The following is a 12,281-nucleotide window of genomic DNA, read 5'->3' on the forward strand; positions in this document are numbered from 1 at the left end:
ACACGGGCGGCGGCCCTGCTGCCGCCCACCCCTTCGCACCAAATTTTACGTCCAACGCCTCTGCTTGAGGCAAGGGAACGGCACCACATGAACGACCTGACCAAATTCACCAACCAGCTCGCCAAGCCCGAGACCTTCGACCAGATCCAGATTGGTCTGGCGTCGCCCGAGCGCATTCGCAGCTGGTCCTTCGGCGAGATCAAGAAGCCGGAAACCATCAACTACCGCACGTTCAAGCCCGAGCGTGACGGCCTGTTCTGCGCGCGCATCTTCGGCCCCGTGAAGGACTACGAGTGCCTGTGCGGCAAGTACAAGCGCATGAAGTACAAGGGCGTCGTCTGCGAAAAGTGCGGCGTCGAAGTCACCGTCACCAAGGTGCGCCGCGAGCGCATGGGCCACATCGAGCTGGCCGCGCCGGTCGCGCACATCTGGTTCCTCAAGTCGCTGCCCTCGCGCATCGGCCTGCTGCTCGACATGCAGCTCAAGATCCTTGAGCGCATCCTCTACTTCGAAAGCTACGTGGTCACCGAGCCGGGCCTGACCCCGCTTGAGAAGTACCAGACGCTAACCGAGGACGAACTGCTCGACGCGCAGGACGAGTATGGCGAAGACGCCTTCTCGGCCGGCATCGGTGCCGAGGCCGTCAAGCACATGCTGATGAACCTCGATCTCGAGCAGGAGCGCGACGATCTGATGGAAGAGCTGCGGACCACGAAGTCCGAGCTCAAGCCCAAGAAGATCATCAAGCGCCTCAAGGTCGTGGAATCGTTCATCGATTCGGGCAACCGCCCCGAATGGATGATCCTTGATGTCGTGCCGGTCATCCCGCCCGAACTGCGCCCGCTGGTGCCGCTCGACGGTGGCCGCTTCGCGACCTCGGACCTCAACGATCTGTATCGCCGCGTCATTAATCGCAACAACCGCCTCAAGCGCCTGATCGAGCTGCGCGCGCCGGACATCATCGTCCGCAACGAAAAGCGCATGCTGCAGGAAGCGGTTGACGCGCTGTTCGACAACGGCCGCCGTGGCCGCGTCATCACCGGCGCCAACAAGCGTCCGCTGAAGTCGCTGTCCGACATGCTCAAGGGCAAGCAGGGCCGCTTCCGCCAGAACCTGCTCGGCAAGCGCGTCGACTATTCGGGCCGTTCGGTCATCGTGACCGGCCCCGAACTCAAGCTGCACCAGTGCGGCCTTCCGAAGAAGATGGCGCTCGAGCTGTTCAAGCCGTTCATCTACGCCCGTCTTGATGCCAAGGGTCTGTCGATGACCCTGAAGCAGGCCAAGAAGTGGGTCGAGAAGGAACGCAAGGAAGTCTGGGACATCCTTGACGAGGTGATCCGCGAACACCCGGTCATGCTGAACCGTGCGCCCACGCTGCACCGTCTCGGCATCCAGGCGTTCGAGCCGGTTCTGATCGAAGGCAAGGCGATCCAGCTGCACCCGCTCGTCTGCTCGGCCTTCAACGCCGACTTCGACGGTGACCAGATGGCCGTCCACGTGCCGCTCTCGCTGGAAGCCCAGCTTGAAGCGCGCGTGCTGATGATGTCGACCAACAACATCCTCTCGCCCGCCAACGGCAAGCCGATCATCGTGCCTTCGCAGGACATGGTTCTCGGTATCTACTATCTGTCGATGGACCGCGCCGGCGAGCCGGGCGAAGGCATGATGCTGGCCGACATGGCCGAAGTGCACCAGGCGCTGGAGGCCAAGGCCGTCACGTTGCACTCGAAGATCATCGCCCGCGTTCCGCAGACCGACGAGAACGGCAAGCAGTACCTCAAGCGTTTCGAAACGACGCCGGGCCGCATGCTGATCGGCGAATGCCTGCCCAAGAGCCACAAGGTTCCGTTCGAGATCGTCAATCGCCTTCTGACCAAGAAGGAAATCGGCGACGTAATCGACCAGGTCTATCGCCACACCGGCCAGAAGGACACGGTGCTGTTCGCCGACGCCATCATGGCGCTGGGCTTCCGCAACGCGTTCAAGGCAGGCATCTCGTTCGGCAAGGATGACATGATCATCCCCGACAGCAAAGATGCGCTGGTTGCCGAGACCAAGGAACTGGTTGCCGACTACGAACAGCAGTATCAGGACGGCCTGATCACCCAGCAGGAAAAGTACAACAAGGTGATCGACGCCTGGAGCCGTTGCGGCGACCAGGTGGCGAACGCCATGATGGAAGAGCTGAAGAGCTCGCCTGTGGACGAGGCGACCGGCCGTCAGAAGCCGATCAACGCGATCTACATGATGTCGCACTCGGGCGCTCGTGGCTCCCCGGCGCAGATGAAGCAGCTCGCGGGCATGCGCGGCCTGATGGCCAAGCCTTCGGGCGAGATCATCGAGACCCCGATCATCTCGAACTTCAAGGAAGGTCTGACCGTTCTTGAATACTTCAACTCGACCCACGGTGCCCGTAAGGGCCTCGCGGACACCGCGCTGAAGACCGCGAACTCGGGTTACCTGACCCGTCGTCTGGTCGACGTGTCGCAGGACTGCGTCGTGATCGAGGAAGACTGCGGCACCGAACGTGCGCTGGAAATGCGCGCGATCGTCCAGGGTGGTTCGACGATTGCTTCGCTCGGCGAGCGCATCCTCGGCCGTACCCTTGCCGAAGACCTGATCGAGGCGAAGTCGGGTGACGTGATCGCGCAGAAGGGCGAACTGCTCGACGAAGCCGCGATTGCCCGCATCGAAGCTGCTGGCGTGCAGTCGGCCAAGATTCGCTCGCCGCTGGTCTGCGAAGCCCAGCAGGGCGTCTGCGGTACCTGCTACGGCCGTGACCTTGCGCGCGGTACGCCGGTCAACATCGGTGAAGCTGTCGGCGTCATCGCCGCTCAGTCGATCGGTGAGCCGGGCACGCAGCTGACTATGCGTACGTTCCACATCGGTGGCGCGGCGCAGCTCAACGAACAGTCGCATCTCGAGGCGATCTCGGACGGTACCGTGGTCTATCGCGATATCCCGACGATCACCGACAAGCGCGGCCGTCGTCTGTCGCTGGCCCGTAACGGCGAAATCGTCGTGATGGACACCGAGGGTCGTGAGCGCGCGATCCACCGCGTGCCCTACGGTACTCACCTGCTGCACGAGAACGGTGCCGTCATCTCGCAGGGCGATCGCCTGGCCGAGTGGGACCCGTTCACCCTGCCGGTGATCACCGAAAAGCCCGGTATCGTGCGCTATCAGGACCTTGTCGACGGCAAGACCCTGACCGAGCAGACCGACGAAGCCACCGGCATGTCGAGCCGCGTCGTCACCGAGAACCGTGCCGCTGGCCGGGGCAAGAAGGAGGACCTGCGTCCTCGCCTGACCCTGCTCGACGACGATTCGGGTGAAGCTGCGCGGTACCTGATGGCCCCGGGTACGACGCTCTCGGTCGAGGACGGTCAGAAGGTCGAAGCGGGTGACATCCTCGCCCGTGCCAGCCGCGAAGCCGCCAAGACCCGCGACATCACCGGCGGTCTGCCGCGCGTTGCCGAACTGTTCGAGGCCCGCAAGCCGAAGGACAACTCGATCATCGCCAAGATCGCAGGACGCATCGAATTCGTGCGTGACTACAAGGCCAAGCGCAAGATCGCGATCATCCCGGAAGAGGGTGAACCGGTCGAGTACCTCGTGCCGAAGAGCCGCGTGATCGACGTGCAGGAAGGCGACTACGTCAAGAAGGGTGACAACCTGATCTCGGGCTCGCCCGATCCGCACGACATTCTGGAAGTGATGGGCGTCGAGGCTCTGGCCGAATACCTCGTCGCGGAAATCCAGGAAGTCTATCGCTTGCAGGGCGTGAAGATCAACGACAAGCACATCGAGGTGATCGTTCGCCAGATGCTGCAGAAGGTTGAAATCACCAACGGTGGCGACACCACCCTGCTGCCGGGCGAGCAAGTCGACTACGAGGAAATGCTCGAGAACAACAGCAAGCTGGAAGAGGGCCAGGTGCCCGCCGAAGGCAAGCCGGTGCTGCTCGGCATCACCAAGGCCTCGCTGCAGACTCGTTCGTTCATTTCGGCTGCGTCGTTCCAGGAGACCACCCGCGTGCTCACGCAGGCGGCCGTGGAAGGCAAGAAGGACTCGCTGATCGGTCTCAAGGAGAACGTGATCGTCGGCCGCCTCATCCCCGCCGGTACCGGTGCGGGCATGAACCGGCTGCGCGTCGCCGCCTCCTCGCGCGATGCCGCGCTGCGTGCGTCCTATCGCAAGCTTCAGGAATCGCTGATCGCTCCGGCGACGGCAGCCGAAGAGCATGCAGCAGAGCTGGCGCAGGGTCCGGAAGCCGCGATCGGCGACGATCCGTTGGCAGCTGTCGAGGGCGAAACCCACGGCACCGACGCCGATGCCGGTGATTATCTGATCGAAGGCAACGACGAAGCCTGATCTTCGCCGTTTCATCGTCAACCAACACAAGACCCCGCCAGATCATCTGGCGGGGTCTTTTGCTTACGTCTGCATAGGCCAGCGGGCTTTTACTGCAGTAAATGTCGCTATGCCCGTGAAACGGCAATATAACCGCGATGGTCCATGCAATGTCCACCAAACCATAGGGACATTGGCATGATCAGCGAACAGACTTCGCGCGGCGCCAAACTTGTCATCGCGCTCATCCTGGCGGCAATCATGATTGTCGCGGTCGCAGTAAGCTACATTCGTTTCGGCGGCCCATTGCACAAGCAGAACCTGTTGCAGGATGAACTCCTTGCCGACATCCTGCCGCCGCCGGCTTTCGTGGTCGAACCCTATCTGCACGCCACCTGGACGCTGGCCGACCCCCTTCATGCAGCCCGTGCCAAGGTGGAACTGGCTGAAGAGCGAACGCTGTTCGAACAGCGCAAGGCCTACTGGGCCACGGCGCCCATTCCTGAAGAGCTGCGCGACGAGGTGAGCGAAACCATCGGCACTGCCGACGCGTTCTGGGCCGCCATCGACAAGCGCTTCCTGCCCGCTCTCGATGCAGGCGATCTGGATACGATGAAGCGTGTCCATCACGATGAACTAGCTCCATCGTATCAAAAGCAGCACGACGCGGTCGAACGCCTTGTCGAGCGGTCAACCGCATATCGCACCAACCTGATGGAGCATGCCAACCACCTCGTCACGGTGCTGGTCAGCGCGTTTGCGGCCATTGCCCTCGGCCTGCTGGCTATAATCGTGCTCGCGGCCAGGATGATCCGCCAGCGCGTGGTCACTCCGCTTGTCGCGACCGCAGAGACGATGCAGCGAATGGCCGGTGGCGATTACGATGTCGAAGCCTTGGGTGAGGAGCGGGCTGACGAGATCGGCGTGATGGCGCGGGCAATTGCGGTGTTTCGCGGCAATGGCATCGCCCGTGCAAAGGCGCAGGAGGAACAGCAGGCCGTCGTCGCGGCACTGTCAGCGGGGCTGGACTGCATGGCCCGCCAGAACCTCGAGTACCGCATCGAGCAGGCTTTTCCTTCCGACTACGAGGAACTACGCGCAAACTACAACACCGCTGTCGACGCTCTCGCTTCGGCCATGCGCACCGTGCGCGTCGGCGCTGCCAGCGTCATGACCTCAATCGCCGAGATCCGCGATGCCAGCGACGACCTCGCGCGTCGCAACGAGCAGCAGGCTTCCAGCCTCGCTCAGACGGCCAATGCCATGCAGGGCGTGACCGGCAGTGTGCGCGAGACCGCCAGCGGCGCGCGCAATGTCCAGGAAGCCATCAACGCTGCCCACGGTGAGGCGAACAGCGGTGGCGATGTCGTCCGTCAGGCTATCGACGCCATGGCCGCGATCGAGGCATCAGCGCAGGAAATCAGCAATATCATCGCGGTCATCGATGGCATCGCCTTCCAGACGAACCTGCTTGCCCTCAATGCCGGTGTTGAGGCCGCGCGTGCAGGAGAATCAGGCAAGGGGTTTGCCGTCGTGGCAACCGAAGTCCGCGCGCTTGCCCAGCGCTCTGCGGAAGCCGCACAGAACATCAAGACCCTGATAGAGAACAGCACCAGCCAGGTCGGCGAAGGGGTGCGTCTCGTTGGCGAGACGGGCAACTGCCTCACCGGGATCGTCGATCAGATCGCCGCCGTGAACACTCTGGTCTCGCAAATCGCCCAGGCTGCTGCCAACCAGGCGGAAAGCCTGGAGCAGGTGAACGTGGAAGTCGCCGCGATGGACCGGATGACACAGGCGAATGCGGCAATGGTCGAGCAATCGTCGGCTGCCACGCGCAGTCTTTCGGCCGAAGCCGAGCGCCTGACCGGGCTTGTTGGAACGTTCCGGACCCGCGACAGCGAAAGTCGGCCGGGGCAGGTCAGCAACCCGCAGTCGCTACGTCGCACATCGGCCCTGCAGGCAGTGCGCGCTGTCCCGGCCATCGTTCGCTTCGGAACCTGATACGTCAAGGCCGGCCACTCCAGGGGTGCCCGGCCTTCGACCTTGTCATTGGCGGCGTGTTCAGCGGCCCTTGCGGTGCTCGCCCTTGACCCAGCGTACCGTGCCCGATGACGCGCGCATTACGACGCTTTCAGTGGTCATCGTGCCGTTCTTGTGCACCTTGACGCCAGCCAGCAGCGAACCGTCGGTCACGCCTGTGGCAGCGAAGATGCAGTCGCCCTTGGCCAGCTCGATCAGGTCATACTGCTTGTTCAGGTCCTCGATGCCCCATTTGCGGGCACGGGCCTTCTCGTCTTCGTTGCGGAACAGAAGGCGTCCCTTGAACTGCCCACCGACGCAGCGCAGTGCCGCCGCGGCGAGTACGCCCTCGGGTGCGCCGCCGGTGCCCATGTACATGTCCACACCGGTTTCCTCGTTGGTCACTGCGATCACGCCGGCCACGTCGCCATCGGGAATCAGCTTGATGCCGCAACCCAGTCCACGCAGTTCGTCGATCAGCGCAGAATGGCGCGGGCGATCGAGCACGCAGACGTTGATGTCGCCCGGGGCAACACCCTTGGCAGCAGCCACGGCCTTGACGTTCTCGCTCGGAGACTTGTCCAGATCGATGATGCCTTCGGGGTAGCCCGGGCCGACTGCCAGCTTGTCCATGTAGACGTCGGGCGCATTGAGCAGCCCGCCCTCTTCAGCCACGGCAAGCACCGCGAGGGCATTAGGGCCATCCTTGGCGGTAATGGTGGTGCCTTCAAGCGGGTCGAGTGCGATGTCGATCTTGGGGCCCTTGCCGGGCGCTGCACCAACCTTCTCGCCAATGTAGAGCATCGGCGCCTCGTCCCGCTCACCTTCGCCGATCACGACTGTGCCGTCCATGTAGAGCTCGTTGAAAGCCGCGCGCATCGCTTCGACGGCAGCAGCGTCGGCGGCTTTCTCGTCGCCGCGGCCGATCAGGCGCGAAGCGCCGATCGCGGCGGCTTCGGTGACGCGCACCATTTCAAGCACGAGGACGCGGTCGAGGACTTGCGAGGCGGCGGGGTTGGTGTTCGTTTCAGTCACGGTGACTCCAGCTTGTAGCGGCGACGGTCCTTGCGGCTCGACCTGATGGTTCAGCCCTCGTGCAGCTTGCCCCGGCCAAGCCGGGTCGACGCAGCGCAAAAGCTGTGCAAACGTATGCGCGAACTTCATGTTGTGCCTGAAGCTGATTTGCATGGCACAGATGTCGTTGGCGTGACGAAGGCACTAGACGCGAGGGAAGGGTCTTGTCGAGACGGACAGTGACGGTTCTGACAGGCTTGGCGCTTCTTTTTGGCGCGACGAGCGCGCATGCCCAGCAGGCAGGCGCTGCATCGGGTCCGTCCGCAGCCCCGGTGCAGAGCGATTCTGAAGTGGCGCGCAATCTGCTGACGACGTCGCAGACGCAGCGTTGTCGTCCGATGCAGCGCTCCGATGGCACCATCGTGGTTTGCGGCGGCAAGGAAGCGAGCGATCGGGAGCGCGTGCCCCTGCGTGACGAGACCGACGGCGCAAAGTCCACCGACGATGGCTTGCCCCGAGCTCCGAACGTATCGGGCTTGCGCGATTGCAGCCGCGGTTGCGTCGGGTTGGGCGGCAAGGCCAGGGAAATCTACATCTTCGATATCAAGGCGCTTCCGCCACCGCCACCCGGCTCGGATGCGGATCGCATCGCCAAGGGCGAAATCCCCGCGCCCTGAAGCGCGGGGCATGGCTCACTCACCCAGGATGTGCATGACCAGTGGCGGCTCTGCCAGGACGGGCGATCCGTCAAGAAGGCGGAGCGCTTCGGCAATCGCGCTTTCCGGGCCATCGTGCGTGACCATCGAGACCATGACAGGCCCTGCATCGCTGCCGCCCTTCTGGATCAGGCTTTCAATCGAAACGCCGGCGTCGCGCATGGCCGCGGTGATTTCTGCCAGAACGCCCGGACGATCGGCCACGGTGAAGCGGATATAGGACTTGCCGGTGCGGTGCCCGGTCTCGGCCGGCGCAGCGCGATCAAGCTCTGCCACGGGGATCGAGAAAGGTGCGCCGATGTCGCCCCGGGCAATGTCGATAAGGTCCGCCACGACCGCGCTTGCAGTCGGTCCATCCCCGGCGCCAGCGCCTTGGAACAGCAGCCGGCCGACGAAGTTGCCTTCGGCCACGACAGCGTTGGTCGCACCGTCGACATGCGCCAGCGGATGGTCGCGATGGACAAGGTGCGGATGGACGCGCTGGAACAGGCGGCGGTCCCCGTTCGCATCGGTCTCGGTTTCGGCCATGCCCAGCAGGCGGATGTAGTAGCCAAGCGCGTCGGCCTGCGCGATGTCGGCGGCAAGCACGCGGCGGATGCCGGTCGCGGCCACTGGCTTGAAATCCACAGCCGTCCCAAAGGCAATCGAGGACAGGATCGAGAGCTTGTGCGCAGCATCGATGCCATCGATGTCGAATGTCGGGTCGGCCTCGGCATAGCCCTTGGCCTGCGCTTCGGCGAGCACGTCGGCAAAGTCGCGGCCCGTATCCTCCATGGTCGAGAGGATGTAGTTGCAGGTGCCGTTTAGGATGCCATAGACGCGCGCGATTTCGTTCGCGGCGACGCCTTCCTTGAGGCCCTTTATCACCGGAATGCCGCCGGCCACCGCTGCCTCGAACTTCAGCGCAACCTTGGCCGCTTCGGCCTTGGTCGCCAGTTCCACGCCGTGGTGCGCGATCATCGCCTTGTTGGCGGTAACCAGCGCCTTGCCAGCCTCAAAGGTCGTGCGTGCCAGAGCCAGCGCCGGGCCATCGGCACCGCCCACCAGTTCCACCACGACATCGACGTCGGGGCGCTCGCCAAGGATGACCATGTCATCTTCCCAGGCATAGCGCGAGACGTCGAAGCCGCGGTCCTTGTTGCGGTTGCGCGCGCTGACGGTGGTAATGACGATAGGACGTCCTGCGCGCCTGGCAATAAGGTCTGCGTTGGCCTCGATCAGCCGGATTACCCCGCCACCGACCGTGCCAAGCCCGGCCAGCGCAATGCGCAAAGGTTCGCTCATGTCATTCCCGTCCGCTGGAAAGTGCAGAATCTGCGGGCCGGGCCTTAGGGGAGGAGAGGCCATCGGGCAATAACCGCTTTGCCTGTCGCCCGACGGGTTTCCCGCTACGTCAACGCTGCACGGCCGGACGTGTGCGCGTGCACTCGCCCAGCGACTTGACCACGAAGTCATAGTCCATCGCTGCCGCGCGCACCTGGCCTGCGCTGCCCGAAAGGCTGGCGCCGGGCGGCATGGACGCGGGAAGGAAGCAGGCGAGGCGATACCATGTCAGCGTATCGCGCTCTGGTGGCCGCGCTGCCTGATCGACGATTTCCGAAAAGCTGACGCCCCAGGTCTTCTCCATGCCCGGGCGGCGCACCACCGAAAGCGAGACCGGCGCATTGTTCTCTGTCTGAAGGAAAACCTGCGTTTCGCCTTCGCCCACGAGATTTCCCGGCACATAGAGCACTTCGCGAACGCCCTTGATCCGCGGCGGGGCCTCGGGCGAGAGCATCTCGGTCAGGATTGCCCTCGTCCGCGCCTCGATCTGCCCGTTCCAAGGGAGCTGCGCGCCGCCGTCAACAAGGCTGAGTTCGCCCGGTCGTCCCGGAACAGTCCGCGCAAACAGCAGGACGATGGTCTTCGAAAGCTTGGGAAGCTTGCCCTTCGCGTCGAGGGGAATGTCGGCCAGATAGCGAACGCTCTCGCCAAGCGCCGGTCCGGCAAGGACGGTCTGGGTCCGCGCCTCCACCACGACACGGGCCATGCCGGGGGCAAGGCCGGGAGCCTGCTCGGGCTTGAGGCGGGAAACCTTGCGAACCTGCGCCCGCATGACCACTTCGGCGGCATCTGCCATTGACGCGATATCCGCGTACGACAAATCGCGTGTCGTCGCCGCGATGTTACCGTTGTCAATGCCCCGAATCGCTTGCGCTTGCGCAGATTCGGCAGTGACCTGAAAACTGCTGGCGAGAAGTGTCGCGATGGCCGCCGAAGCGATCGAGGGGTGGGGGAACCTTGGCATTTCTTCTGTCTCCGTCGGGTTCTGGCTGGCCGTGACCCGTTCGTTTCTGGCTGATTTCAGGCAGTGGAACCCTGAATCACCCGTTAACGGATAAAGCATTTGCGCGCCTTTGGCTTCGCCGTTAAAGATGCGCCCGTTCGGGCAATCCAAAAACAAGCAGCCCGACGCTTGCCGCCGCTGGACGCCTGCGTCCGATGTCGGCGGACCGGGTTGCCGGCAGGGTGGATTGAAATTAGCTGGATTGGCTTACGGGCAGGACGGTGATCCTGCGCGTCGGCACCACCTTGGCCAGAGCCGTTTCACGTGCTCCAGGTCCGGGTGGGCGATCAGGAGTATTGGAGCTGAATGGCATACGCTGACCAACAGATGAGCGGTAACAAGATCACCGCGCTCGTCATCGTTGCGATTCTTCATGTCGCCGTCGGCTACGCGCTTGTCACTGGACTTGCGTACGAGGCGATCAAGAAGGTCAAGGAGGTAACCTCGGCGGTCAACATCGAGGAAGAGAAGCCGCCGGAGGAGCCGCCGCCGCCGCCGCCTCCGAAGGAAAACACGCCGCCGCCGCCGATCGTCGCGCCTCCGCCGCCGATCAGCTTCAACGCGCCGGCACCACAGGTCCAGACGGTCAATGAAGCACCGCCGATCCCGGCTCCGCCGGCACCGGTCGTTGCTCTTCCGGCACCGCCTGCCGCGCCTCCGCCGCCGCGTTTCACCCCCAAGGCCGCCGTGCCCAAGGGTAACCCCGGTAGCTGGGCAACGCCGAACGACTATCCCTCGCGTGCGCTTCGTGAAGAGCGTGAAGGGACCACGGGCTTCCGTGTAACGATCGGTGCTGACGGCAAGGTAACGGACTGCCAGATCACCAGGTCTTCGGGCAGCCCCGACCTTGACGAGGCAGCTTGCACCAACATCCGCCGCCGTGCGCGCTTTGCGCCTGCGACCGATGGTGAGGGCAATCCGACCACGGGCTCGTATTCCAACGCGGTTCGCTGGGTCATTCCGAAGGATTGATTCCGGCAGGCGCTGCTCGCCAGCGCCAGACCGCCAGGCTGGCTTTCACGCACTTTGATTTGATTTGAAGAGGAAGACTCGCAATGTCCATCTACACTCTGGCCGCTGCCGCTGGTGCCGCCGCGCCGCAGAACAAGTTCGGTTTCGCCGAAGCGCTTCAGCAGGGCGGTTTCATCGCCTACGCAACCGTCGTGATCCTCGGCATCATGTCGTTCGGCTCGTTTTTCATCCTGTTCACGAAGTTCTTTGAACAGAACAAGATCCTCGGCCAGTACAAGACCGTCCGTTCGACCTTCTGGAAGGCTCCGACCCTCCGTGAAGGCGCTGCGAAGCTCGACAAGAACTCGGCATGGCGCCAGCTCGTCGACGACGGCATCGCCGCTGAAGACCAGCACTCGAAGATGACCGACGCCCTTGAAGCCCACGACTGGCTGCACGGTTCGCTCGCTCGCTCGGAAGCCGCGATCAACTCGCGTCTCGCCGGCGGCCTGCCTTTCCTCGCAACCGTTGGTGCTACCTCGCCGTTCATCGGTCTGTTCGGCACCGTGGTCGGCATCTACCGCGCTCTGATCAACATCGGTCTCGCCGGTTCGGCCTCGATCGACAAGGTCGCAGGTCCGGTTGGTGAAGCTCTGATCATGACCGCGCTTGGTCTGCTCGTCGCCGTTCCGGCCGTGCTTGCCTACAACTGGCTGCAGGCTCGCAACAAGAAGATCGCCGAGCTGCTTTCGGGCTTCTCGACCGACGTTCTGGCGAACATCAACTCCAAGGGTACCGTGAAGCCTGTCGTCGTGGCAGCTCCGGCAACCCCGGCCGCTCCGGTCAAGAAGTAAGCTAGAACCGGGCCGGCGGTCTTATCGCCACCGGCCCCTTTCCGGAAA

Annotated in this window: 8 protein-coding genes; 5 read left to right on the forward strand and 3 right to left on the reverse strand. The window is 63.6% G+C overall.

Annotated elements, in window-relative coordinates; translation table 11 throughout:
* The first annotated feature begins 87 nt into the window (after positions 1 to 87).
* Positions 88 to 4,374, forward strand: coding sequence for a DNA-directed RNA polymerase subunit beta' (gene rpoC / locus B9A23_RS11980; RefSeq protein ID WP_084279309.1), 4,287 nt, complete (start codon positions 88 to 90; stop codon positions 4,372 to 4,374).
* A gap of 177 nt (positions 4,375 to 4,551) precedes the next feature.
* A complete protein-coding gene (locus B9A23_RS11985; RefSeq protein WP_084279312.1) occupies positions 4,552 to 6,354 on the forward strand; it encodes a methyl-accepting chemotaxis protein in 1,803 nt (600 codons plus the stop codon).
* A 60-nt stretch (positions 6,355 to 6,414) separates the two neighbouring features.
* On the opposite strand, the gene glpX is transcribed toward B9A23_RS11985, so the two are convergent.
* The gene (gene glpX, locus B9A23_RS11990; RefSeq protein ID WP_084279546.1) at positions 6,415 to 7,407 is read right to left on the reverse strand and encodes a class II fructose-bisphosphatase; all 993 of its coding nucleotides are present in this window, start codon (positions 7,405 to 7,407) and stop codon (positions 6,415 to 6,417) included.
* 218 nt (positions 7,408 to 7,625) lie between these two features.
* Here glpX and B9A23_RS11995 point away from each other — a divergent pair, with 218 nt between their 5' ends.
* The gene (locus B9A23_RS11995; RefSeq protein ID WP_084279315.1) at positions 7,626 to 8,063 is read left to right on the forward strand and encodes a hypothetical protein; all 438 of its coding nucleotides are present in this window, start codon (positions 7,626 to 7,628) and stop codon (positions 8,061 to 8,063) included.
* A 15-nt stretch (positions 8,064 to 8,078) separates the two neighbouring features.
* Here the strand turns inward: B9A23_RS11995 and B9A23_RS12000 are convergent, their stop codons facing one another.
* Together B9A23_RS12000 and B9A23_RS12005 are read right to left on the reverse strand one after the other, a co-directional pair.
* Positions 8,079 to 9,386, reverse strand: coding sequence for a homoserine dehydrogenase (locus B9A23_RS12000; protein WP_084279317.1), 1,308 nt, complete (start codon positions 9,384 to 9,386; stop codon positions 8,079 to 8,081).
* Between the two features lie 109 nt (positions 9,387 to 9,495).
* Entirely contained in the window at positions 9,496 to 10,389 is an 894-nt protein-coding gene (locus B9A23_RS12005) for a hypothetical protein (protein ID WP_084279547.1), read from the reverse strand.
* Between the two features lie 345 nt (positions 10,390 to 10,734).
* Here B9A23_RS12005 and B9A23_RS12010 point away from each other — a divergent pair, with 345 nt between their 5' ends.
* Together B9A23_RS12010 and B9A23_RS12015 are read left to right on the forward strand one after the other, a co-directional pair.
* On the forward strand, positions 10,735 to 11,400 hold the full coding sequence (locus tag B9A23_RS12010; RefSeq protein WP_084279318.1) for an energy transducer TonB: 666 nt from the start codon (positions 10,735 to 10,737) through the stop codon (positions 11,398 to 11,400).
* 83 nt (positions 11,401 to 11,483) lie between these two features.
* Complete coding sequence (locus B9A23_RS12015) at positions 11,484 to 12,233, forward strand: MotA/TolQ/ExbB proton channel family protein (protein WP_084279319.1); 750 nt, start codon at positions 11,484 to 11,486, stop codon at positions 12,231 to 12,233.
* Positions 12,234 to 12,281: the final 48 nt, after the last annotated feature.

It is taken from the genome of Novosphingobium sp. B1 (assembly GCF_900176395.1).
In the GTDB taxonomy this organism is placed as follows: domain Bacteria; phylum Pseudomonadota; class Alphaproteobacteria; order Sphingomonadales; family Sphingomonadaceae; genus Novosphingobium.